The sequence below is a fragment of the Burkholderia perseverans genome, from assembly GCF_022870505.1.
In the GTDB taxonomy this organism is placed as follows: domain Bacteria; phylum Pseudomonadota; class Gammaproteobacteria; order Burkholderiales; family Burkholderiaceae; genus Burkholderia; species Burkholderia plantarii.
The window spans coordinates 2,935,547-2,959,816 of sequence record NZ_CP045093.1 but is presented as its reverse complement, the minus strand read 5'-3'; the positions used below and the strand labels follow the sequence as shown (position 1 = coordinate 2,959,816).

General features: G+C 68.7%; 19 protein-coding genes and 1 pseudogene. 8 read left to right on the top strand and 12 right to left on the bottom strand.

The annotated features are described in order from the left end of the window. The 5 genes from BpN12_RS12290 to BpN12_RS12270 form a co-directional block, all read right to left on the bottom strand. A complete protein-coding gene (locus tag BpN12_RS12290) occupies positions 1 to 717 on the bottom strand; it encodes an SDR family oxidoreductase (protein ID WP_246792858.1) in 717 nt (238 codons plus the stop codon). Positions 718 to 799: 82 nt separating this feature from the next. Beyond that, positions 800 to 1,471: a peroxiredoxin-like family protein gene (locus tag BpN12_RS12285; protein WP_246792857.1), complete on the bottom strand. Its 672-nt coding sequence runs from the start codon at positions 1,469 to 1,471 to the stop codon at positions 800 to 802. 113 nt (positions 1,472 to 1,584) lie between these two features. Further along, entirely contained in the window at positions 1,585 to 2,151 is a 567-nt protein-coding gene (locus BpN12_RS12280; RefSeq protein ID WP_246792856.1) for a carboxymuconolactone decarboxylase family protein, read from the bottom strand. Positions 2,152 to 2,568: 417 nt separating this feature from the next. Beyond that, a complete protein-coding gene (locus tag BpN12_RS12275; RefSeq protein WP_246792855.1) occupies positions 2,569 to 3,366 on the bottom strand; it encodes an IS5 family transposase in 798 nt (265 codons plus the stop codon). 48 nt (positions 3,367 to 3,414) lie between these two features. Continuing rightward, positions 3,415 to 4,932 (bottom strand): class I SAM-dependent methyltransferase, encoded by a 1,518-nt coding sequence (locus BpN12_RS12270; RefSeq protein WP_246792854.1) that lies wholly within the window; start codon positions 4,930 to 4,932, stop codon positions 3,415 to 3,417. Between the two features lie 479 nt (positions 4,933 to 5,411). Here BpN12_RS12270 and BpN12_RS12265 point away from each other — a divergent pair. Next, a pseudogene (locus tag BpN12_RS12265) lies at positions 5,412 to 5,922 on the top strand (transposase). Between the two features lie 309 nt (positions 5,923 to 6,231). Here BpN12_RS12265 and BpN12_RS12260 read toward each other — a convergent pair. Further along, positions 6,232 to 7,344, bottom strand: coding sequence for an NADH:flavin oxidoreductase/NADH oxidase (locus BpN12_RS12260; RefSeq protein WP_246792853.1), 1,113 nt, complete (start codon positions 7,342 to 7,344; stop codon positions 6,232 to 6,234). 572 nt (positions 7,345 to 7,916) lie between these two features. Between BpN12_RS12260 and BpN12_RS12255 the strand changes: the two genes are divergently transcribed. After that, complete coding sequence (locus tag BpN12_RS12255; RefSeq protein ID WP_246792852.1) at positions 7,917 to 8,831, top strand: LysR family transcriptional regulator; 915 nt, start codon at positions 7,917 to 7,919, stop codon at positions 8,829 to 8,831. Positions 8,832 to 8,900: 69 nt separating this feature from the next. Here the strand turns inward: BpN12_RS12255 and BpN12_RS12250 are convergent, their stop codons facing one another. The 4 genes from BpN12_RS12250 to BpN12_RS12235 form a co-directional block, all read right to left on the bottom strand. Further along, positions 8,901 to 11,132 carry a xanthine dehydrogenase family protein molybdopterin-binding subunit gene (locus BpN12_RS12250; RefSeq protein WP_246792851.1) on the bottom strand — a complete coding sequence of 744 codons (2,232 nt, stop codon included), beginning with the start codon at positions 11,130 to 11,132 and terminating at the stop codon, positions 8,901 to 8,903. A 35-nt stretch (positions 11,133 to 11,167) separates the two neighbouring features. Continuing rightward, positions 11,168 to 12,148: an FAD binding domain-containing protein gene (locus tag BpN12_RS12245; protein WP_246792850.1), complete on the bottom strand. Its 981-nt coding sequence runs from the start codon at positions 12,146 to 12,148 to the stop codon at positions 11,168 to 11,170. Next, positions 12,148 to 12,945 carry a (2Fe-2S)-binding protein gene (locus BpN12_RS12240; protein WP_425306264.1) on the bottom strand — a complete coding sequence of 266 codons (798 nt, stop codon included), beginning with the start codon at positions 12,943 to 12,945 and terminating at the stop codon, positions 12,148 to 12,150. Before BpN12_RS12240 ends, BpN12_RS12245 begins: the two co-directional genes overlap by 1 nt. Before the next feature lie 356 nt (positions 12,946 to 13,301). Next, positions 13,302 to 14,246, bottom strand: coding sequence for a LysR substrate-binding domain-containing protein (locus BpN12_RS12235; RefSeq protein WP_246792849.1), 945 nt, complete (start codon positions 14,244 to 14,246; stop codon positions 13,302 to 13,304). A 174-nt stretch (positions 14,247 to 14,420) separates the two neighbouring features. On the opposite strand from BpN12_RS12235, the gene BpN12_RS12230 reads away from it, so the two are divergent. The 5 genes from BpN12_RS12230 to BpN12_RS12210 all read left to right on the top strand — a co-directional run bounded on the left by BpN12_RS12230 (position 14,421) and on the right by BpN12_RS12210 (position 21,049). Further along, entirely contained in the window at positions 14,421 to 15,449 is a 1,029-nt protein-coding gene (locus BpN12_RS12230; protein WP_246792848.1) for a DUF1338 domain-containing protein, read from the top strand. A 319-nt stretch (positions 15,450 to 15,768) separates the two neighbouring features. Continuing rightward, a complete protein-coding gene (locus tag BpN12_RS12225; protein WP_246792847.1) occupies positions 15,769 to 16,917 on the top strand; it encodes a branched-chain amino acid ABC transporter substrate-binding protein in 1,149 nt (382 codons plus the stop codon). 154 nt (positions 16,918 to 17,071) lie between these two features. Then, complete coding sequence (amaB, locus tag BpN12_RS12220; protein WP_246792846.1) at positions 17,072 to 18,571, top strand: L-piperidine-6-carboxylate dehydrogenase; 1,500 nt, start codon at positions 17,072 to 17,074, stop codon at positions 18,569 to 18,571. Positions 18,572 to 18,650: 79 nt separating this feature from the next. After that, positions 18,651 to 19,823 (top strand): NAD(P)/FAD-dependent oxidoreductase, encoded by a 1,173-nt coding sequence (locus tag BpN12_RS12215; protein WP_246792845.1) that lies wholly within the window; start codon positions 18,651 to 18,653, stop codon positions 19,821 to 19,823. Positions 19,824 to 19,840: 17 nt separating this feature from the next. After that, positions 19,841 to 21,049, top strand: coding sequence for an aminotransferase-like domain-containing protein (locus BpN12_RS12210; protein ID WP_246794702.1), 1,209 nt, complete (start codon positions 19,841 to 19,843; stop codon positions 21,047 to 21,049). A gap of 105 nt (positions 21,050 to 21,154) precedes the next feature. Here the strand turns inward: BpN12_RS12210 and BpN12_RS12205 are convergent, their stop codons facing one another. Beyond that, positions 21,155 to 22,297, bottom strand: coding sequence for a porin (locus BpN12_RS12205; RefSeq protein WP_246792844.1), 1,143 nt, complete (start codon positions 22,295 to 22,297; stop codon positions 21,155 to 21,157). Positions 22,298 to 22,583: 286 nt separating this feature from the next. Between BpN12_RS12205 and BpN12_RS12200 the strand changes: the two genes are divergently transcribed. Continuing rightward, on the top strand, positions 22,584 to 23,297 hold the full coding sequence (locus tag BpN12_RS12200) for a response regulator (protein WP_246792843.1): 714 nt from the start codon (positions 22,584 to 22,586) through the stop codon (positions 23,295 to 23,297). A gap of 168 nt (positions 23,298 to 23,465) precedes the next feature. On the opposite strand, the gene BpN12_RS12195 is transcribed toward BpN12_RS12200, so the two are convergent. Next, positions 23,466 to 24,170, bottom strand: coding sequence for an SDR family oxidoreductase (locus BpN12_RS12195; protein ID WP_246792842.1), 705 nt, complete (start codon positions 24,168 to 24,170; stop codon positions 23,466 to 23,468). Between the last annotated feature and the right edge of the window lie 100 nt (positions 24,171 to 24,270).

Below are 24,270 nucleotides of genomic sequence, written 5' to 3'. Positions count from 1 at the left end.
TCAGAACGCGCGCTTGCCGAGCGACGCGCCGCCGTCCACGAACAGCGTCTGGCCGGTGATGAAGCCCGCATCCTCCGAGAGCAGGAACGCGATCGCGGCGGCGATTTCGTCGGGCTGGCCGAAGCGGCCCATCGGCACGGCCGACAGATAGCGGCGCTCGCCTTCGCTGCCCGGCCCGTTGTTGGCGCGGAACAGCTTGGTCTCGGTCGGCCCCGGCGCCACCGCGTTGACGGTGATGCCGGTCTCGGCCAGTTCGAGCGCCCACGAGCGCGCGAAGCTGACCAGCGCGGCCTTCGCGGCCGCGTAGGCGGTGCGCTCGGCGATGCCGAGGATGGTCAGGCTCGATACGTTCACCACGCGGCCCCAGGCGCGCGCGCGCATGCCCGGCAGCAGCGCCTGTACCGCCTGCACGGCCGGATGCAGGTTCACCGAGAACACTTCGTCGAGCGTGTCGAGATCGACGCCGCCGAGCTTCTGCGGCTTCACGAGGCCGACGTTGTTGACCACGCCGTCGAATTCATGGCGCGCGAGCAGGGCGGCGAGCGCCGCGTCGGTGGCCGCGCGGTCGGCCAGGTCGACCGTGACGAGTTCGCCGGGGAATTCGGCCGGCCCGCGCGCGAGGCCGACCACGCGATGGCCGGCGCGCACGAGCCGTTCGCTGAGCGCGAGGCCGATGCCCTTCGAGGCGCCGGTGACGAGAAAGGTACGTTGCTTCATCGGAAGGACTCCATGGACGATGCGCCGGCGCCGCGTCACGAGTGAGCGGTGACGCGGGCCGGCGCGGAAGGCGGCGCGGCGTTCAGCGCGTCGCGCGGGCGCGGTCGAGCACGGGGAACAGGTCGTCCGGCTCGGGGCGATGCGTGTAGTCGGGATTGACCTCGGAGTAGAGCACGATGCCGTCGCGGCCGATCACGTAGCGTGCCGGCATCGGCAGCGTCCACGACGGATCGTCGTTGGCCACCGGCAGGTCGTTCTTCAGTTGCTTGTAGAGGTCGACCAGATAGTCGGGCAGCGCGAAGCGCAGGCCGAACGCGGCGGCCGTCTCGCCGTGGGCATCGCTGAGCACCGGGAAGTCGAGCTGGTTCTCGCGCACCGACTTGCGGCTGTTGACGGGCGTTTGCGGCGAGATCGCCACCAGGTTCGCACCGTACTCGCGCAGCCGTGGCAGCACCGCGTTCAGCGCCTGCAGCTCGATGTTGCAGTACGGGCACCAGACGCCGCGATAGAACGTGACGACGAGCGGCCCCTGGGCGAGCAGGTCGGTCGAGGCCACCTCGCGGCCGTTCTGGTCGCGCAGCGTGAACTGCGGGGCGCGCTCGCCGGCCTTGATCGCGCGGCCGGCCTGGCCGCTCGCGATCAGCTCGGCGGTGGCGCGCTCCATGATCGGATGGATCTCCGGCGGCGCGTGGTAGGGCGGCTTGCCGCCGCGGAAGTCGGCCTTGAAGGCGTCGAGTTGCTGTTGCAGGGACATGGTCGTCTCCATCATCGAGGAAGGCGCGCCGCGCCCGGGGGCGCGGGAACGCGGCGCGGTGTGCGTCGGTATCAGGTGCCGGACATCGGATGCCGGACTTCAGGTGTCGGACTTCAGGCCGCGGCGGTGCCGGGCTTGGTCCACTCGTTGCCCTTCATGAACGCGTCGTTCTCGGTATGCACGATGTGGTTCGTGTAGTTGCTCATCACCTTGGTGGCGACGCCGAGGATCACTTCCAGCACGTTGCGGCGCGTGTAGCCGGCCGCGAGGAACGCGTCGATCTCGGCGTCCGGCACGAAGCCGCGCTCGCGCACCACGATCGTGGTCAGGCGGTGCAGCGCCTCGAGCTTCGGGTCGGGCAGCGCGGTGCCGGCGCGCAGCGCGGCGATGGTGGCCGCGTCCATGCCGATCATCTTGGCCAGCGTGCTGTGGCCGGCCATGCAGTAGTGGCAGTTGTTCTCGAAGTTCGAGGTCAGGTAGACCACCTGCTGCTCGTGCGCGCTCAGCGTGCTCTTGGCGAACAGGTCCCAGAGGGCCGAGTAGCCGGCCAGCAGTTCGGGCGATTCGGCCATGTGCGACTGCAGGTTCGGCACGAAGCCGAAGGCCTTCTTCGCGCCTTCGAGCGAGGCCTTCGAATCGGCCGGGGCGGTGTCGATCGTGTGGGAGGGAAACTGGCTCATCGTGTTGCTCCTGTTGTGGTTGGGTCGATGAGTGAATCTTGACGGCCGGGCGCCCGGCGAAGAAGGCGGGGCGCGGCGATAACAGTCATTCCTGGCGGGCATGCGGGGTGGCGTGGCGAGCGAGGCTGGGGGCGGCACGTGCGAGTCCGACGGCGGGATGCCGGAACGGATGACGATGGTTGGGCGCCCTTGAGGGGGGCGGAGGGGATGACGGGCTGCGGGCAGTGTTGCGCGTGAACCCTGAAAGTTCATCGCGGATTTCGGGGGAGGGGCTCTGTTCGACCCGGAGCGGACCATCAGATGCGCGTAAGCGAGTCCAGCGTACCGTCTCGACGCCTCGATCAGAACTTTGGTGACGTATGCCGATTCCGTTATGCGTTGTCCAATGCTTCGCGTCCTAGAGTGTGTTATGCACTTTCAAAAGTACTGAGCCGCGCGAGCGAGCATCGAGGAGACAAAGACGACGAAGTGCAAGCCGGCCAGCGTTTCAGGCAGACGCTCGTAATCACGTGCCAGCCTGCGAAAGCGATTGAGCCAGCCGAAGCTGCGCTCGACTACCCAGCGTCGTGGCAAAAGCACGAAGCCTTTCTTCGCCTCGGGTAGTTTGACGACCTGCAGCTCGATGCCTTCGGCGCTCGCGGCCGCCGCCGCATCCTTGCCGGTGCAACCTTGGTCCGCGAAAGCCAGTTTCACCGTTTTGCCCGTCGCTTGCTGGACTTGTTGCGCCAGTTCCTTAACCTGGGCGCGCTCCTGCTCGTCGGCTGGCGTGATGTAGGCGGCCAGCAGATGTCCCAATGTGTCGACAGCGATATGCGCTTTGCTGCCACGCTTGCGTTGGTAGCCGTCGTATCCTGCACGCGGGCCGCTTTCGCATGTGGACTGAAGCGTTCGCCTATCGAGAATGACCGCACTGGGCTGGCCCTGACGCGCTTGCGCAACGCGAATGACCGAGCGCAGATCGTCGGTCATCGCTTCAAAACACCCGGCGCGAAGCCATCGTTGTGTCTGCTGATAAACGGCTTCCCACGGTGGAAAATTGGTCGGCAGCAACCGCCATGGCGCGCCTGCGCGGGCCAGCCAGCGCAGCGCGTTGTATAGCTCTCGCAGGTCGTATTGCCGCCACGGGGCGTCCTCTTTCATCAAGGTCAGATAGGGCGCCACGAAGCCCCATTCTTCATCCGCTATATCGCTTGGGTAAGGGCGGCGTTTTTCCATCCAGCTTCGACCCAACTCAGCTAGAAGAGTGCATGACACGCTCTAACGTCAGAACTGTTTGCGCCGGAACACCCCATGCATTTCAGTGCCTCTTCCTCCTCTGACCCAGTGCATCGCCTCTGCGATAACCAATTCACGGAGGTGCTGCAAGTCTTCAGGAAAAGATAGGTTGAAATTGTCGCAGTAGGTTGCATCGGACAAGCGCCAAAGAAAGCAGTTACGTTTGTAGACGTCAACCGGAACTAGATAGCTCTCAAGCATTGCGCTGAGTTCTTCGCTTCTAATGCCCTCGAAGCAGCCAGTCGAAAAATCATCATCCGGTACAGTCTCATCAATTTTGTTGGTATGGGCGTTCTTTCTGTACCGTTTCGGCAGCTTTTTGAAGGCATCGTTTGCTGCAGACATTGCTTCTGGCCACAGTCGATTTCCGTTCCTTCCAATTTGCTCGCCGATGCTCCAAAATTCCCCGTCCGGCGTAAGGCGCTCATTGATTTGTGACAGAACCAGCTCAAGATTAGCTACATGGTGGAGGGCCGATACACAGACAATAATGTTGAATGATTCATCACCGGGAAGCCCATTATTAATATCCCCGACCAGACATCGTACTTTGTGACCACCTTCTGAGAATCTGGCCGCCGCACGCTGGATGAGGTCCTCGCTAACATCAAGTAAAGTGAGTTCGACTTGCGTCTGGCAGTGTTTAGTGATCTCCTCTTCGATTCGCGCCGCGCCCGCACAGAGAGAAAGGATGCGAAGCGTACGATCCCGGCCGAGGTTTGAGGCTCTCGAGTAGAAATCCGGGGGCGTCAATGGAATCACGCTGCCAAGGCAGCGCTGCGCGAAACCAAACACCGGCTCACCGGCCTCTGGTTGGACTAGGGATACAGCCTTTCTGAGAGACGCTTCCTGCTCCAGAAGGAAGCGCGGTTGGGCATGCAGCTGCGCCTGATGCCGCTCCAGCTCAATTTCTTCAGATCGACTTTTTTGGCTCCCGTACATCGTGTGCGTATAGGCGGTCCCCGAAAAATGTGAAATCTCATTTTTCAAGCGTTGGTCATAATTCGACAGGGCATTGACGCGAGATAGACGGCCCTGTTCGCAGATAACGAACCGCGAAATGCCCACCGTTGCGTTGATCCCCGACGACGAAACGAGGGCAAGCTCAAACCAACGTGTCTCTCCTGCAAACTGGGATAGCCCAAGCCTGATGGTCTGTCGACAAAGGGGCTTTAGTTCTGAAATACGATGCGTATACCATGTCGAAATAGAGGCTCCCCCATTGCTGAGCCGCAACTCGATTGCGGCCCCCGAACGGGCATCCATCCCCGTAGGTAAGGAAAAGGCCAGTTCCAGGACGTGTTCGCTCGAAACATGGATCGGTTCGGTAATGATCCGCTGGCCAGCCGAAAAAACGATTACTTTTTCGACGGTCTGCGAGCCGTTCGGCCAAACATCGAAGCGCTCAGTCGTGCTGGCCGGCTTGATGTATTGATTGCATGTCTCGTATTCAAGAGCAAATGAATCGCTTGCGATGCTATGGGTAAACGGCAGCAAACCTTTCATTTTTTTGACTCCATGGCTGTTTGGTCATTACTTTCGCATTGTAGTGCTAGCCAGGTGTAGCGGCTCGATTACATAATTCGCCGGGCCCAATTACATCGATGAATTCGGGATCGCATTGCGTGAGAACGGACGATGATCAACCTGCGACAATACTGCCACAGCTGATCTCCCCGCTCGAGATCTTTGTTCCACCGTCGGCGCATCGCGCCGTGATCCCGTTCGCCTGCGCCATACCGAAATCTTCGCGCCACGACACACATCGTCGCGTCGCGCGCTGTTGTCGCTGCGAATTGACGTAACTGTTTGCGACGTACTTTTTTGGCTCATCGCGGATTACCGGGGAACGCGGCGCGGATTTTGAGGAGGAAATACTCCTCGTCGCGATACCCATAACAGTTTGCTGAAATACCCCCCCGGCCTGGCATCGAGCGGAACAGCTGACACGTTGATACGAGAACCCACCCTGCGTCCTGGAGATCATGCGCGGCGCCGACACCTTCACTGAAAGCCTGTTCGCGGTTCGCAAGCTGGACGATTTCGTTCCGGCATCGCATCCGCTGCGAGCGATTCGCGAGATGGCGAACGAAGCGCTGGCGAAGCTGGATCGATTGTTCGCGCAGATGTACGAATCTGACGCGAAGGGCGGACGACACGACACCGATCACGCTGGGCGCGGACAAGGGCCACGACGCGCAGGAATTCATCGAAACCTGCGAGCAGTTGAAGGTCGTGCCGCATATGGTGCAGAACAAGTCGAATCGCCACTCGGCGGTAGCCGACGAGATTGCCGGGAGCGTGGGTTACGCGCTGTCGCAACAAAAGCGCAAGCTGATCGAGCAGTCGTTTGGCCGGGTCAAGATGGTGGGCCGCATGCGGCAGGTGATGGTGCGCGGGCTTGAGAAGGTTGACCAGATGTTCGCGCTGAACATGGCAGCCTACAACCTTGTACGCATGCGCTCGCTGGGAGCAGTCCGTCCGGCGGCGGCGTAAAAGGAGGAATTCGGGCAGGAAACGGGCTCAGACCATCGGAAATCGCGGCACCGAAGCTTGAATTCCCGTCTCCCGGAAAGCCGCGCCCGTTCGGCGAGCGGGCGAAGCAAGTCTGCTCGCTGACGAGGGGTATTTCAGCAGGCTGCTAATGGGCATCCCTTGTTGGCCCGACTACGGCCAATCCGCCAGCAGTCTCCACGAAAATCAAAAAAAACGGCGGCACGCAATGTGCCGCCGTTACCGCGAGCCCGCCCACTACCGGCCCGAACTCGCGAATCCGCGCACGGGACCGGTTCGTCGCCGTGCTTGCTACGCCGCGCTATCCGTAGCCGGCGCGTAGCGCTCGAGCCAGTGCGCATACGGTGCCGGCAGCACCCACGACGGGCGCTTGATGCCGAGCTTCTTGCCCGCGTAGTACGGCCAGTGCGGATTGGCCAGATGCGCGCGGCCCACCATCACCAGGTCGAGCTGGCCGTCGGCCACGGTGCGGCTGGCGATGGCCGGATCGTCGATGCCCCAGGCCGAGGCCACCGGCAGCCCGGTTTCCTGCTTCACGCGCGCGGCGATCGGCGCGAGGAACGCCGGCCCCCACGGGATGTTCGCGGCCGGCGTCGAGAAGCCCACGCTGACGCTGAGCAGGTCCAGGCCGCCGCGCTTGAAGTCGCCGGCCAGGTTGATCGAGGCGTCGAGCGTGGCGGCGTCGTTGCCGTCGTATTCGATCACGCCGAAACGCGCCGTCAGCGGCAGGCGCTCCGGCCACACATCGCGCACCGCCGCGAGCGTCTCGTTCAGGAAGCGGCCGCGCTTGGCCCAGCTGCCGCCGTATTCGTCGTCGCGCTGGTTCGCGTGCGGCGAGAAGAAGCTCTGCGCCAGATAGCCGTGCGCGAAGTGCAGTTCGAGCCATTCGAAGCCTGCCGCCAGCGCGCGGCGCGCGGTGGCCGCGAAATCGGCGCGCACGCGCGCGATGTCGTCGAGCGTCATCGCGGTCGGCACCTTCGGCAGGTTCGCGCCGAACGGTACGGCCGACGGCGAGATGGTCTGCCAGCCGCCGGGCGCGTCGTTGGCGATGTGGTCGTCGCCTTCCCACGGGCGGTTCGCGCTGGCCTTGCGGCCGGCGTGCGCGATCTGGATGCCGGGCACCGCGCCGGCGGCCTTGATGGCGGCGGCGATGCGCGCCATCCCTTCGATCTGCGCGTCGTCCCAGAGGCCGGTGCAGGCGGGCGTGATGCGGCCTTCCGGAGCGACGGCGGTCGCCTCGACGATCACCAGGCCGGCGCCGCCGCGCGCGAGGCTCGTGTAGTGCGCGAGATGCCAGTCGTTGACGAAGCCGTCGACGGCGCTGTACTGGCACATCGGCGGCACCGCGATGCGGTTGCGCAGCTTGGCGTCCTTCAGGCTGAACGGGGTAAACAATGCGGTCATGCGGTTTGCCTCTCGGTCGGATGCGGGGCGCGCGGCGGCTGGAGCCGGCGGCGCGCGCCCCGCGGGGAAACGATCGATCCGGACGGACCAGGCCCAATTTCCGGATCAGGGTTTGCACGGAGTGTAGATGCGCGTCGCCATAATAAAAACTATCTTTGGTTTATCAAATTGATAAACATGACTTATGGCGATGCGGGGCGAGATAGCCGCGCAGGGCCGCGGGCGGCACGGCGCGGGCTGGGCGGGCCGATCGGGTGGCGGGAACGGTCACGCTCATGCCGGCCCGCGTAGCGCGTGCGACACGTGAGCCCGCCCGGTGATCGAACGACAATTCGGTGCTCTCCGCACGATCCGGCACGATTGCCGACGCGACGGCGGCACCTGTCGCCGGCAGAGCCGCTCGATGGACCTTCGCCGCCGAGCCGTCGCCGAGGCGCGCGATGCGTGCCGACACGAAAAACTCAATGACATCACCGTTCCCAGACAAGTGACGCTGAATCATCAATCGCGACAGCCGGCGTGGTAGCCTGCGAGCCACCTTCCCCCATGCCGGCGCGGCCGGCCACCCGACCATGCGAACCCGTCACGAGAACCTGTCCGGTGGCATCAGCGTGTTCGCGGCGGTGGTGGCGGCCGGCACGTTCGCGGCGGCGGCCGACGCGATCGGCATGACGCCGCCCGGCGTGAGCCGCGCGATCGCGCGGCTCGAGCAGCGGCTGCGGATCCGCCTGTTCCATCGCACCACGCGCTCGGTGGTGCTGACCGACGAGGGGCGGCGTTTCCACGAACGCGTGATGCCGCATCTGGCGGGGCTGGAGGAAGCGGCGGCCGGCGCGGCCGGCGACGCCGCCGTGGCGCGCGGGCGCCTGCGCGTCAATCTCGATCCGGTCTGCTATGCGGCGATCCTCGGCGCGCCGCTCGAACGCTTCATGGCCGCGCATCCCGAGCTCGAACTGGAGTTCATCGCGCGCGACACGGTGGGCGACCTCGTGATGGACGGCTTCGATCTGGCCATCCAGTTCGGCGAGCCGCGCGCCTCCACGATGATCGGCCGCAAGCTGCTCGACACGGCCGTCGTCACCACCGCCGCGCCCGCGTATCTGGCGCGCCGCGGCCGGCCGGCCACGCCCGAGGCGCTCGCCGACAGCCGCCACACCTGCATCGAATTCCGCAACCCGGAGACGGGCAAGCCGTTTCCGTGGGAGTTCCATCGCAAGCGCGCGCGCCGCGTGGTGGCCACGCGCGGGCGGCTGATCGTCAACGATCCGTCGGCCATGATGCAGGCCTGCGTGGGCGGGCTCGGCATCGCGCAGATGCTGCGCTTCTCGGCCGGCCCGCTGCTCGCCGACGGCCGGTTCGTCGAGCTGTTCCCCGACTGGGCCGACGAACGTTTTCCGCTCTACGCCTATTACCCGTCGCGCGACCACCTGCCGGCGCGCACGCGCGCGTTCCTCGATTTCGTGATCGCGCTGCTCGGCGAAGCCTGAGGGTGGCACGGCGCAGGGTGCGCGCGTGCCACCGTGCGATATCGAGCGACGTCGTGCGGTATCGCGCGTCTACGCGAACACCGGCGCGGCCGGATCGAGCAGCTTGTCCAACGTGATCGGCAGCTCGCGCACGCGCTTGCCGGTGGCGTGATGAACCGCATTCGCCACTGCGGCCGCGAGCCCGGTGATGCCGATCTCGCCCACCCCGCGCGCGCCGAACTCGTTCAGTTCGAAATCGGGGTGATCGAGGAAGATCACCTCGATCTCGGGCTGGTCCGCGTGGACCGGCACCACGTATTCGGCGTAGTTGTTGTTGGCGGGCAGGCCGGTGCGCGGGTCGTACTCGGTGGCCTCGAACAGCGCCATGCCCACGCCCATCACGATCGCGCCTTCCACCTGGTTGCGCGCCGTCAGCGGGTTCATCACGCGGCCCACGTCGATCGCGCTGACCACGCGCGCCACGCGCAGGTGCGAGATGCCCGGGTCCCAGCGGACCTCGACGAAGTGGACCCCGAACGAGCGGAACGAGACCTTGCCCGAGGGCGCCGCGGCGGTGCTCGCGAAGCCTTCGGCATTGGCGTAGCGGCGCGCCTTGAGCACCGCGTCGAACCCGGCTTCATGCTTGCCGTCGCCGAGCATGCCGCGTTCGAAGCGCAGATCCTCGGGCTTCACGCCCGCGAACGGCGCGCCGTCGGCGGTGGCGATCGTCTTCAGCTGCGCGATCGCATTGCGGGTGGCCTCGGCGATGGCCGGCGACACGCTCGCGGTGGCCCACGAGCCGCCCGACATCGGCGCGGGCGGGAACGAGGAATTGCCGAGCCGCACCTTGATGCGCTCGACCGGCAGGCCGGTCAGCTCGGCCACGATCTGCGCGGCGATCGTGTAGGTGCCGGTGCCGATGTCCTGCACCGCGCAGTTGACGAGCACGGTGCCGTCGCTCGCGAGCTGCACGCGCGCCTCGGCCGGGGTGCGGTAGGCATCCCAATTGCAGGCGGCCATGCCGTAGCCGATCACCTCGCGGCCGTCGCGCATCGCACCGATGCCCGGCTCGCGCGCCGCCCAGCCGAAGCGCTCGGCCGCCGTGGCGATCGCCTCGGGCAGATGGTTGCCGGACCACGGCAGGTTGGCCACCTCGTCGCGCGTGGAGAGATTCTGCAGCCGGAACGCGAGCGGGTCCTGGCCGACCGCGAGCGCGAGTTCGTCGATCGCCGATTCGAGCGCGAACAGGCCGGGCGCGGCGCCCGGCGCGCGCATCGAGGTGGCCGAGCCGTGGTTCACGCGCGTGGTCTGGTGGCTCACCAGCACGTTCGGGCAGGAGTAGAGCACGCGCGACACGCCGCCGCAGTTCTCGACGAACTGGTCGGTCATCGAGGTGGTGTTGACCGATTCGTGGCGCAGCGAGACGAGCCGGCCCGACGCGTCGGCCGCCAGCCGCAGCCGCTGCCTGGTCTCGGGGCGATGGCCGGTGGTGGTGAACATCTGCGCGCGCGGCACCACCAGCTGCACGGGCCGGCCGACCGCGAGCGCGGCGGCGCTGGCCGCCACCGAATGCGGCCACATGAACAGCTTGCTGCCGAAGCCCGAGCCGATGAACGGCGCGTCCACGGTGACCTGATCGGGCGTGAGGCCGAACACGCTGGCCAGCGTGTTGCGATGCACGGTGACGCCCTGCGAGGCCTCGAACACGTAGAGATGGCCGTCCTCCCAGCGCGCCACGGTGGCATGCATCTCCATCGGGTTGTGGGTTTCCACCGGCGTGCGGTAGGTCGCGTCGATCCGGTGCGGCGCCGCGTCGAACGCCGGCTCGGCCTCGCCGCGCGCATGGCCGCGTCCGCCGTCGTGCGAGCCGCCCGTCGCGAGCCCCTGCTCGAGCGTGGCGGCGGCGTGGTTGCGCGCGTAGTCCACGCGCACCCGGCAGGCGGCCTCGCGCGCGTGCTCGAACGTATCGGCGATCACCAGCGCCACGAACTGGCCCGCGTAGTTGACGTTGGCGTCCTCGAGCGGCAGGCGCGATTCGTCGGTGATGGTCGCGCGCAGGATGGTCGGGATCGAGATCGGGCTCTTCTTCGGCCGGTACATGCGCGGCACGTGCTCGTGATGGAGGATCTCAATCACGCCCGGCACGCGGCGCGCGTCGCTGGTGTCGATGCGCGTGACGCGTCCGCTCGCGATGGTGCTGAACACGCCATAGGCATACACCATGCCGGGCGGATGCTGGTCGGCCGTGTAGCGCGCGGCGCCCGTCACCTTCAGTTGGCCGTCCACGCGCTTCATTGGCCGGCCGATCGTCGATTCGCTCATGCGAGGCTCCGGAGTGGGCTGGAAAGGGGCGGACGTCATGCGGTGACCGTCTGCAGGTTGCGCACGATCGCCTGCTGGCCGAGCGCGATCTTGAAGCCGTTCTGGCCATACGAGCGCGCGCCGGCGAGCGCCAGCGCGGCGGCCTTCGCGAACGTGTCGACCGTGGCCGGCTGGCCGGCCAGCGCCTGTTCGGCCGCGAGCGCGCGCCACGGCCGGGTGGCCACGCCGCCCAGCGCGAGCCGCGCGGTCTCGATGGTGCCGCCGCGCATCACCACGATGGCCGCGCACGAGGCCAGCGCGAACTGGTACGAGGCGCGGTCGCGCAGCTTCAGGTAGGCCGAGCGGCTGCCGGCGAGCGGCGCGTCGAGCGTGACGTGGGTGACCAGTTCGCCGTCGGCCAGCGCGTGCTCGCGCCACGGCGTGGCGCCGGGCAGCAGGTGGAAATCGGCGAAATCGATCTCGCGCGCGCCGGCCGGCCCCTGCACCTGCACGCGCGCGCCGATCGCGGCCATCGCCACGCACATGTCGGACGGATGCGCGGCGATGCAGTGGTCGCTGCCGCCGAGCACCGCGTGGACGTTGCGGTTCTGGCCGTCGATCGCGGCGCATCCCGAGCCCGGCTCGCGCTTGTTGCACGGCGAGACGCCGTCGCGGAAGTAGCCGCAGCGCACGCGCTGCATCAGGTTGCCGGCGGTGGTGGCCTTGTTGCGCAGCTGCGTGCTGGCGCCCGACAGCAGCGCCTGCGAGAGCAGCGGATAGGCATGGCGGATCGCGTCGTCGTGCGCGAGCGCGGTGTTCGACACCATCGCGCCGATCCGCACGCGCCCGTCCGGCAACGGCTCGATCCGGTCCAGCGCGAGTTTGTGGATGTCGACCACGCGCGCCGGGCGCATCACGTCGAGCTTCATCAGGTCGAGCAGCGTGGTGCCGCCCGCGAGGAACACCGCCTGGTCGGCCGCGCGCGCGGCCAGCGCCTGCGCGACCGAATCGGCGCGCTGGTAGTCGAAGCTGCGCATCAGAGATTCCTCCCGCCCTTGGCGCGCGCGTCCTGGATCGCGGCGACGATGTTGCGATAGGCGCCGCAGCGGCAGATGTTGCCGCTCATCGCCTCGCGCACCGAGTGGTCGTCGGCGGGAATCCGCGCGTCGCGCAGCACGGCCACCGCGCTCATCATCTGGCCGGCCGTGCAGTAGCCGCACTGGTAGGCATCGTGGTCCCAGAACGCCTGCTGGACCGGGTGCAGGCGGCCGTTCTGCGCGAGCCCCTCGACCGTGGTGATCGCGTCGCCCTCGTGCATCAGCGCGAGCGACAGGCACGAGTTGATCGCCACGCCGTTGACGTGGACCGTGCAGGCGCCGCACTGGCCGTGATCACAGCCTTTTTTCGTGCCGGTCAGCTGCAGCGTGTCGCGCAGCACGTCGAGCAGGATCGCGTTCGGCGCCACCGTCAGCTCGTGCGTGACGCCATTGACGGCGAAGCGCAGGTTCGGGCGGCCGGCGTCGTTCGCGGCCGGCTGGAGCGCGGCGGCGGGGGCGTCGCCGGCGGCGGCGGGCGTTTCCGCCGCCGTCGCGCCGTCGAGCCAGCCGCCCGTGCCGGCGGCGGCCACGCCCGAGGCGCCGGCCTGCAGGAAGCGGCGCCGCGAAATCGCGGGGCGCGGCGCGGCGGCCGACGCCGGCGCGGAACCGGAGGACGGACCGGCAGCGGGAACAACAGCGGGAACAACAGCGGTGGCGGGGCTGGCCGTCCGGGCCGTGGCCAGGGCGGTGCCGTCGCCGGACTCGGGGGCGAACGGAGTCGGGGAATCGTGGGTCATCGGCTTTCCTGTGCGGTGGGGGCGCACGCCGGGTGCTGCGCGCAATCCCTATTAAAGCCGGTCGCGGCGCGCCTCACCAGCCCCGCCTGCCTCAAAGCCCCGTGCAGGAAATCTCATCAATCGGACGGGGCCCGATCGCCGAGGATGGGCGGCCGGCGCGAAGGCGGTGCGATACCCGGCGCGCGCCATTCCCCGCGGGCATCCGGGAAGGCGCCCACGGCAAGCTTCGTTCCCGGCCGGGGCGCTGGCGGGCGTGGCGCGGGCGAAGCTCAGGAGGGCGGGGCGCAACGGACGCGGGAACGTGGCGGCGATGCCGGGCGGCGTGAAGCGCGAACGGGTGGCATGCGTGCGCGGCGCTAACCGCGCGCCGCCCGGCCCGGCGCCTGCCCATACGCATGCGCCTGCGCCAGCAGCCACGCGCGAAACGCCTCGAGCGGCTTGCTGTGGCTGAGTTCGGTCGGATAGACGAGGTAATAGGCGGCGTCGTCGGCAGCCGCCGCGCGCGCGGCTTGCGCGGGCGGCACCACATAGGGCACCACGATCCCGAGCTGCTTCTCGCGCCCGTCCACGAAGAACTTCGGCACCAGCGCGATGCCGAGCCCGGCCGCCGCCGCGCTGATCAGCATGGTGTGCAGCTCGTAGCGGTCGCCCTGCATGGTGCCGTGCTCGTCCACGCCAAGCGAGGCGAACCAGCGCGCCCAGCCGTCGGGCCGCGTGGTCGAGTGCAGCAGCGGGTAGGCGAGCAGCTCGTGCGGCTTGCGCACGGGCTTGCCCAGCAGCGCCGGCGAGCAGACCGGCACGACTTCCTCGCCGAACAGGTAGTCGGCCGACGCGCCGGGCCAGGTCGGCTTGCCGTAATGGATCGCCGCCTCGAAATGCGATTCCGCGAATGAAAAGATCCCGGTGCGCGCGCCCATGTTCACGCGCACGTCGGGCGTGCGATCGTAGAAATCCTTCAGGCGCGGAATCAGCCACTGCGAGGCGAAGGTGGGCAGCACCGCCAGTTCCAGGTAGCTGCCGCCGCTGCCGTGCGCGATGATCGAGAGCGTGTCGCGATCGAGATGTTCCAGCGCGCGGCGCACCTGCGTGCTGTAGAGGCGCCCGGCGCGCGTGAGCACCACGCGCTGCTTGGCGCGCACGAACAGGCGCACGCCGAGGCTGGCCTCCAGCGTCGCGATCTGCCGCGAAATCGCGCTTTCCGTCAGGAACAGCTCGCGCGCCGCGTAGGTGAAGCTCTCATGGCGGGCCGCCGCCTCGAACGCCAGCAGCGCGCCCATGTTCGGGATCTTGAATTTGCGCATGATGATTCCGAAAACGCATCAAGTCCCGATTTTATCTCGCTTTACGGCGGACTCGGTCGTTCCGATAATGCGGCGAGTTCAAGGCCGACGGCACCCGCGAATCCGGCCACGCACCGCCCGCTGGCCGCCGTCCGCCACGCCGGCGAGCCCCACTTCGTTTCGACCAGAGACCCGATGCGCAATCCCAACCTCGACACCCTGCTGTCCGCGCTGCTCGGCCCGGCCACCGCCGATGCGCTGTTCGCGACGCTGAACCTGCCGCCGTGCCTGGCCGATTGGGAACCCGGCAGCGTCACGCGCGCCGAGCTCGCGCAGGCGATGAACATGGCGCTGTTCGAGGGCCTGCTCGACCGCTCGCCGAACGGCCGCGCCTACACGCGCGAGACGGTGGAGGCGGGCGGCTCGGTCTGCTTCGATCACGGCGCGCTGCGTACCGTGCGCTGGCACGACAACGGCGCGCTGCCGCCCGGCGAGGCCGCGTTCACGCGCATCCTGCGCCCGCTCGGGTTCCGTCCGAACGGCCGCTATCCGCTCGACCGGCTCGGCATGACGGGCCGTGCCTATGCGCACGAGGACGCGCCCGACGACATCGCCCAGTTCTTCGTCAGCGAGCTGCATCCGGAGCGCTTCTCGTCCGAGTTCCAGCAGGCCGTCTCGAACGTGGTGCGCAGCTCGCGCGACCCGCTCACGCCCGAGGCCGCCGGCCTGCTCTGGGAACTCGAACGCGACGGCACGCTGCCGCTCGCGGCCGCGCAGCGGCTGCTGCCGGTGCTGGTCGGCGCGTTCGCGCGCCAGCATGACGTGCCGGCCGTGGTCGACTACGAGGCGCTGCTCGCCGAATCGGCCGAGATGGCCTGGATCGCGACCGAGGGCAACGCGTTCAACCACGCCACCGACCGCGTGGCCGACGTGTTCGCGCTGGCCGAGGCCGAGAAGGCCAGGGGCCGGCCGATGAAGCCCGAGGTCGAGCGTTCGCGCTCGGGGCGCGTGTTCCAGACCGCCTACCGCGCCGACATCGTCGAGCGCGAGTTCCGGACCGCCGACGGCCGCACGCTCTCGCGCAGCGTGCCGGGCTCGTTCTACGAATTCATCACGCGCAAGCGCGAATTCGACCGCGCCACGCAGCGCTGGACGCTCGACCTGCGCTTCGACGCCGGCAACGCGCAGGGCATCTTCCGCATGACCGCGAACGCGGGCAGCTGACGCGAAGCGCCCGGCGGCGCCAGCCCCAGCCCCTTCGCGCCGGGCTTGATGAGCAAACCGCAAGAGGTGGTGCGCAGATCTCGTTTGATCCGCGCGTATTGGCTGCCGAGAATCAATCGCCGCGCCCGAGCGAGCCACCGGCCGCCTGCCGCGGCGCACGATATCGAAACAACGAGACCGAACCCGGGAGCCCCGAACCCGCAATCCGCAATCCGCATCGCCCGACTCGCGGCGCCGCGCGCCGCCGCCGGCCCTGCATCGCCGTCACCGCCGTCACTGAATTCGCGCCGCGAATTCCCCACCGAGAAGGAAGCGTCCGATGAAGATCCGTTCGAGATTCGCCCGTCGCATCGTCCTGACCGCCGTGCTGGCCTGCGCCGCCGGCGGCGTGCTCGCGCAGGAAATCGTGAAGATCGGCGTGGCGAGCCCGCTCACCGGCAGCGCCGCCGCCTACGGCAAGGACATCGAGGACGGCGTGCGCATGGCGGTGGACGAGGCGAACGCCGCGCACCCGGTGATCGGCGGCAAGCCGGTGCGCTTCGAGGTCGATTCGCAGGACGACCAGGGCGACCCGCGCGTGGGCGTGCAGGTCGCGCAGCAGCTGGCCGACGATCACGTCGCGGCGGTGATCGGCCATTTCAACTCGGGCACCACGCTGCCGGCCTCGAAGATCTACGCGAAGGCGGGCATCCCGATGCTCACGCCGGCCGCGACCAATCCCGACATCACGCGCGCGGGCCTTGCCACCGTCTATCGCGTGATCGCCAACGACGTGCAGAACGCCGGCAACGCGGGCGCCTACGCGGCCACCGTCACGCGCGCGAAGCGCATCGCGATCATCGACGACCGCACCGCGTTCGGCCAGGGCGAGGCCGACCAGTTCGAGAAGGCGGTGCGGGCCAACGGCGGCACGGTGGTGGCGCACGAGTTCGTGTCGGACAAGGCGGTCGATTTCAGCGCGCAGCTCACGCGCATCAAGAGCGCCAGCGCGGACCTGGTGTTCTTCGGCGGGCTCGACGCGCAGGCCGCGATGCTCGTCAGGCGGATGCGCCAGCTCGGCATGCGCGCGCAGTTCCTGGCCGGCGGCGGCGTGATGAACGCGAACTTCATCCGGCTGGCCGGCCCGGCCGCCGAAGGCGCCTCGGTGTGGGAGTACGGCCAGCCGCTCGCGCGGCTCGCCAAGGGCCGGCAGTTCGAGACGCAGTTCCGCGGCAAGTACGGCGTGGACATGCTGGCCTACGCGCCGTTCGCCTACGACGCCACCTGGATCGTGATCCACGCGATGCAGCAGGCCGGCACGGTGGCGCCCGCCGGCTACAACGCGACGCTGAAGGCCACCCGCTACGACGGCATCACCGGCACCATCGCCTTCATGCCCAACGGCGACCTGAAGCAGCCCAGCTCGACGCTCTATCAGGTGAAGTCGCTCGCCTGGGTGCCGGTCACGACGCGGCAGGGCGCCGAATGACGCCGGACGCGCAGGACCCGGTACGACGCACGGCGCGCCTCGGCCCGAAGCGCGCCGTGCGCGGCCGTCCCGGTCGCGCACGGCGGCAACCGCCACGGCAGCGGCCCGGCCGCTCCCGCATTTTTCCTTTTCCCGACTCACCATAGGTGGCAACGTGAACGCAACCCGCATCCTTTCCGAGCTCGGCATCGAGCGTCTGGCCGACTCGGGCGACCTCGCCGTCCATTCGCCGATCGACGGCCAGCCGATCGGCCGCGTGGCGAGCCGCTCGGCGGCCGAAGTCGACGCGGCGCTCGACGCCGCGCAGCGCGCCTTCCTCGCCTGGCGCGAGGTGCCGGCGCCGCGTCGCGGCGAGCTGGTGCGCCTCCTCGGCAACAAGCTGCGCGAGAAGAAGCAGGCGCTCGGCGCGCTGATCACGCTCGAATGCGGCAAGATCCTGCAGGAAGGGCTCGGCGAAGTGCAGGAGATGATCGACATCTGCGATTTCGCGGTGGGCCTGTCGCGCCAGCTGTACGGCCTGACCATCGCGTCCGAGCGCCCCGGCCACCGGATGGCCGAGACCTGGCATCCGCTCGGCGTCTGCACGGTGATCTCGGCGTTCAACTTCCCGGCCGCCGTCTGGTCGTGGAACGCGGCGCTCGCGCTGGTATGCGGCAACGCCGTGATCTGGAAGCCGTCGGAGAAGACCCCGCTCACCGCGCTGGCCACCCAGCAGATCCTCGACGACGCGCTGCGCGAATTCGGCGACGCGCCGGCCGGCCTCTCGGCCGTGCTCAACGGCGGGCGCGAGGTGGGCGAGCAACTGGTGGCCGATCCGCGCTCGAACCTGGTGAGCGCCACCGGCAGCACCGCGATGGGCCGCACGGTGGGCGTGGAAGTGGCGCGCCGCTTCGGCCGCTCGCTGCTCGAACTGGGCGGCAACAACGCGGGCATCGTCTCGTCGACGGCGAACATGGAGCTCGCGCTGCGTGGCATCCTGTTCTCGGCAGTCGGCACCGCCGGCCAGCGCTGTACCTCGCTGCGGCGTCTGTTCGTGCAGGCCGACGTCTACGCGGCCACCGTCGAGCGGCTCAAGGCGCTCTACGCGAAGGTCACGATCGGCAATCCGCTCGAGGCCGGCACGCTGATGGGGCCGCTCATCGACGGCGCCTCGTTCGCGCGCATGCAGGCGGCGCTGGAGCAGGCGCGCCGCGAGGGCGGCACGGTGTTCGGCGGCGGCCGCCACGCGGTGCCGGGCCACGACGGCGGCTTCTACGTGCGGCCGGCGATCGTCGAGATGCCGGCGCAGACCGACGTAGTGCTGACCGAGACGTTCGCGCCGATCCTCTACGTGCTGAAGTACGAGCGCTTCGACGAGGCGATTGCCGCCAACAACGCGGCCTCGCACGGCCTGTCGTCGTGCGTGTTCACCACCGACCTGCGCGAGAGCGAGCGCTTCCTGTCGGCGGCCGGCAGCGACTGCGGGATCGCCAACGTCAACATCGGGCCGAGCGGCGCCGAGATCGGCGGCGCGTTCGGCGGCGAGAAGGAGACGGGCGGCGGGCGCGAGTCGGGCTCCGACGCGTGGAGGAGCTACATGCGCCGTGCCACCAACACCATCAACTACTCGTCGGCGCTGCCGCTCGCGCAGGGCATCGACTTCAACATCGACTGAGCGCGGGCCATCCGCGATTCGTGCGCGGGCGCTCCGGTGCCCGCGCATCCCTGATACCGGCAATGGAATGGAGCCCTCCATGAGTTCCCGCATCGTTATCGTCGGCGGCGGCGTGATCGGCAGCGCGATCGCGTATTTCCTGCGGGCGTCGGACCCGAGCGCGTCGGTCACCGTGATCGAGCGCGATCCGACCTACGCGCGCTCGTCGTCGGCGCTGTCGGCCGCGTCGATCCGGCAGCAGTTCTCCACGCCGCTGTCGATCCGCATGTCGCTGTTCGGCATCGGGTTCCTGCGCGAACTCGGCGAGCGGCTCGCGATCGACGGCGAACGGCCGTCGATCGATCTGCACGAGGGCGGCTACCTGTTCCTCGCCACGCCGGCCGGCGAGGCCACGCTGCGCGAGAACCACGCGCTGCAGGTGGCCGAGGGCGCGCAGATCCGGCTGATGGCGCCCGACGCGCTACGCGCGACGTTTCCGTGGCTCAACGTCGACGATCTGGCCGCGGGTGCCTACGGCGAGCGCGGCGAGGGCTGGTTCGACGGCTACGGGCTGGTGCAGGCGCTGCGCAGGAAGGCGCAATCGCTCGGCGCGCGCTATCTGGCCGCCGAGGTGGTGGCGCTGCAGCGGGAGGGGCGCCGCGTCACGCAGGTGGTCACGGCCGACGGCGGGCGCCATCCCTGCGATACCGTGGTGAACGCGGCCGGCGCCTGGGCGAAGCGGATCGCGGCGCTGGCCGGCATCGAGATCCCGGTCCATGCGCGACGCCGCAGCATCTTCAACGTGTCGTCGCCGGCGCGGCTCGAGGCCTGCCCGCTGCTGATCGATCCGGGCGGCGTGTACTTTCGTCCCGAGGGGCGCGGCTATATTTGCGGCACCTCGCCGTCGCCCGAGCACGACCCCGATGACCTGCCGCTCGACGAAGTCGATCACGCGCTGTTCGACGAAGTGATCTGGCCGGCGCTCGCGCATCGCGTGCCGGGCTTCGAGGCGCTGCGCGTGGAGCGCAGCTGGTCCGGCTACTACGAATACAACGTGTTCGATCACAACGCGATCATCGGCTACCACCCCGATCTCGAGAACTGCGTGTTCGCCAACGGCTTCAGCGGCCACGGCCTGCAGCAGGGGCCGGCCACCGGGCGCGGCGTCAGCGAGCTGATCCTGAACGGGCGCTACACCTCGCTCGATCTGTCCGAACTCGACTGGCGGCGCGTGCTGGAGCGGCGTCCGATCGTCGAGAAGAACGTGGTGTGACGGGAGCATGAGCGATGATGCATGAGTTCACCGCGCCGTTTCGCGAGCCGGCCGGCTCGCCGATTCGCGAGCTGTTCAAGTATCTCGGCCAGCCGGGGATGATCTCGCTGGCGGGCGGCTATCCGGCCGCCGGCCTGTTCGACACCGAGGGCCTGGCGGCCGCGGCCGAGCGCGCCTGGCGCAACCCGGTGCGCTGCCTGCAATACGGGCCGACCGACGGCCTGCCCGAGCTGAAGGCCGCGCTGGCCGCGCGGATGGCGGCGCGCGGCGCGCCCTGCGCGCCCGACGAGCTGGTGGTGACCACCGGCTCGCAGCAGGGGCTCGACCTGCTGCTGCGCGTGCTGGTGGCGCCCGGCGACGTGGTGCTGACCGAGCAGCCGGCCTATCCGGCCACGCTCGCGGCGCTGCGCCTGCAGCAGGCCAGCATCGTCACGCTGCCGACCGATCGCGACGGGCTCGACGTGAGCGCGCTCGCCGTGCTGCTCGAATCGGGCCGCTGCGCGCGGCCCAAGCTGCTCTACACGGTGCCGACCTTCGCCAACCCGACCGGCGCGACGCTCACGCGCGAACGGCGCCTCGCGCTGCTCGCGCTGGCGGTGCGTTACGGCTTCGTGATCGTCGAGGACGATCCCTACGCGGAGCTGCGCTTCGCCGGCGAGCCGCTGCCCTCGCTGCTCGCGCTGGCCGCCGAGGTGCCGGGCGCGCGCGAGCACGTCGTGCATTTCGCGAGCCTGTCGAAGATCGTCGCGCCGGGGCTGCGGATCGGCTGGAGCGTCGCGCCGGCCGCGATCGCGCGGCGCTGCACGGTGGCCAAGCAGACCGTCGATCTGTGCAGCTCGCCGTGGACCCAGGCGATCGCCGCCGAGTACCTGGCCGACGGCGCGCTCGAACGCCAGCTGCCGCGCATCGCGGCGGCCTATCGCGACAAGTGCGATGCGCTTTGCGACGCGCTCGACGCGGCGTTTGGCGACGCCGTCACGTTCCATCGTCCCGAGGGCGGGCTGTTCGTCTGGGCACGCGCCGCCGCGGTGGAGGCGGCGGCCTGGCTCGCGCAGGCGATCGAGCGCAACGTGATGTTCGTGCCGGGCCGAGCGTTCTACGAGGATCGCGCCGATCCGGCGGCGCTGCGGCTGTCGTTCGCCGCGCCGACGCCCGACGAGATCCGCGAGGGCGTGCGGCGGCTCAGGCTCGCGTTCGACGCGACGCTCGCGCTGGAGGCGCGGTGAGCGATTGGGCGGAGTGAGGCGCGCGCCGCCATCCGCGCGCGTCATCATCCCGCCACACAGGTTGCACTCGCAACCATCCATGCGCGGCCGCCGCGCCCGAACCCGTCAGAACTTGTGGCGCAGGCCGAGCCCGACCACGGTCTGCTGGTTCGTGGAGGACGGCGTCTGGCCGCTCACGTCGGCGCCGAGCCCCGAGCCGTCGGCGCCGATGTGCTCGTAGCTGACCTGCGCATAGACGTCGGTGGTCTTCGACAGGAAGTAGTCGGCCTGCACCGACACCTCGTGCCAGCGCGGACGATGGCCGCCCGTCGCGTTCGAGATCGCGCCCTGCGTGTAGGTGTATTCGCCATTGAGCGCGAAGCTCGGCGTGAGCAGATAGCTCGCGTTGACTTCGTAGTTGCTGAAGCTCGCGCCCTGGCCGTTGCCGGCGAGGCCCAGCCCGTTCGCGCCGTTCAGCGTGGCGAGGCCGCCCAGCTGGGTGCGGGTCCAGACGAAGCCGAACAGGGCCGGGCCGAGCCGGTAGTTCACGCCCGCGCCGTAGGTGCGCTGCAGCGCGGCCACGAAGGTGCGCTCGGTCAGCGTGATCGCGCCGTTGGTGTTCGCGCTGCCGCCGTTGTTCGCCTGCAGGTAGCCGGCCGCCAGCGACAGCGGGCCGTTGCGGTACGACGCGCCGACGCTGTAGAGGCGGTTGTCGTCGAAGCCGCCGGCCTCGTTCGAGAACGCGTAGAGCGTGCCGAACTGGAAGCCGTGCAGGTCGGGGCTCGCGTACTTGATCGCGTTGTTCACGCGGAACGAGTTGTTGAGATTGTCGTTGTCGTAGGGATGGGCGGACAGGTTGTTGCCGCCCGGATGGTGGCCCGTGAAGCTGAGCGGCGCGAGGTAGTCGACCACCGAGTCGTATTGCCGGCCGAGCGTGAGCGTGCCGAGGTCGCGGTTCGCGAGCCCCACCCACGACTGATAGCCGAACAGCCGGCCGCCCTGGCGCAGCGAGCCGTTCATCACGCTGAAGCCGTTCTCGAGCGTGAAGATCGCCGCGGTGCCGGCGCCCAGGTCCTCGCGGCCGGTGATCCCCCAATGGCTGCCGGTCACGGTGCCGCTGCCCGCCTGGAACTGCTTGTTGCCGGCCGCGTTGCTCGTGTAGACGAGCGCGGCGTCGATCACGCCGTACAGCGAAACGCTGCTCTGCGCGTGGACGGCGCCGGTGGACAAGGCCGCGCACGCGGCGACTGCGAGGGTCGTTTGCTTCATCGATGGTCTGTCGTTGGAGGTGGACGGAAAACGGCCGCGGGGCGAGGCCTGGCGAATCGTTGCGTGGCGCGGGCGGCGCGGCGCCGGCGGGTGGCGAGCGGCGGGCGACGGCAGCCTGATTTCACGGTGCGAGCCGCGAAATCGGCGTGATATATTCCGAAACACGAACGATTTCTATTTACAGCGCGAGACTGTAAAGGCCGTTTGTAATGGCGGTGTGTTGGCGCGCGGCCTTTTTGTAATGAAATGCGTTGGCGCAAACCACGCGCTTTCCCCAGACATGGCGATGGATCACATCCTGGTCGTCGACGACGACCCTCACATCCGGCAACTGCTGCAGGACTACCTGCGCGAGATGGGCTATCAGGTGCAGGTGGCTTCCGGCGGCGCGCAGATGAAGCGGGCCTTGCGGCACGCGCAGGTCGACCTGATCGTGCTCGACCTGATGCTCGACGGCGAGGACGGCCTCGATCTCACGCGCGACCTGCGCCGCGAGCACGGCGTGCCGATCATCATCCTGTCCGCGCGCGGCGGCCTGCTCGACCGGATTCTCGGGCTCGAGATGGGGGCCGACGACTACCTGCCCAAGCCGTTCGATCCGCGCGAGCTGGTGGCCAAGATCAAGGTCGTGCTGCGCCGCACGCGCGCCGTGCCGGGCGGGCGCACCGCCGACGCGAGCGCGTGGATCGGCTTCGCCGGCTGGCGGCTCGACACGCGCATGAAGCAGCTGCTCTCGCCCGACGGCGTGGTGGTGTCGCTGGGCGGCTCCGACTACCGCACGCTGCGCACGCTGCTCGATCACCCGAACCGGCCGCTGTCGCGCGAATTCCTGCTCGACCGCGTGTTCGACAAGGGGCTCACGCCGCTCGACCGTTCGATCGACGTCTGCGTGAGCCGGCTGCGCCAGACGCTGAACGATTCGGCGCGCAACGCGACGCTGATCCGCACCGTGCGCAACGAGGGGTACATGCTGGTGGCCGAGGTCGCCTACGAGGCGTAGGCGAGGAGCCGGCCGATCGAAACGGCACCGCGCTGTCCGGTGCCGGCCGACGATGGCGCCGCGCTGGCCGTGAGCTTCCTTGCCGGCGCGGCTCCCCTTGCAACGAATGCGGATGGCCGCCGTGTCGCCGTGACGGCATGCCCTCATGCGGCGCTCACGGCCGCCGTTTCACCCCGCCAGCACGTCGCGCAGATACACCCCGCCCGACAGGCCCTGCCGGACCTGACGCGTCGGCTCGTCCACCAGCACTTCCTCGGCACCGGCCTCGAGCGCGTCGAGCGTGGTGCGGATCACGTCCTCGGGGCGCGCCTTCGGCACGTCGAACTGGCGGATCATGTCGGTATCGATGTAGCCGGCGTGGAAGCCGAGCACCTGCGTGCCCTGCGCGCGCAGCTCGTGGCGCAGGCCGTTGGTCAGCGCCCAGGCGGCCGCCTTGCTGACGCCGTAGCCGGCGATCAGCGGCGTGTTGGCCCAGCTCAGGATCGACAGCATGTTGACGATCGCGCCGCCGCCGTTGCGCCCGAGGATGCCCGCGAACGCCTGGCTCACGTTCAGCACGCCGATCAGGTTCGTCTCCAGCTGTTCGCGCAGCACGGCGGTGGCGCCGTCCGTGAGCAGGCCGCCGAGCCGGCCGATCCCGGCGTTGTTGACGAGCAGCGTGACGTCGCCGCATTGCCGCGCGGCCGCCTCGACCTGCTCGGGCTTCGTCACGTCGAGTTGCACCGCCGTCACGCCGGGCAGCGTGACCGAGGCCGGATCGCGGGCGCCCGCGTAGACCTTCGCCGCGCCGCGTGCGAGCGCCTGCTTCGCGAGTTCGAGGCCGAGGCCGCGATTCGCGCCGGTGATGAAGACAACCGAACCTTCGACTTTCATGCGTGTTTCCTTTCGCGCCGGGCGGCGGGTAACAATATGATCATCATCATATCGATGATCGAAAAAACGCCCCGGGGCGATCGCCGGCCGGGGCGGTGGG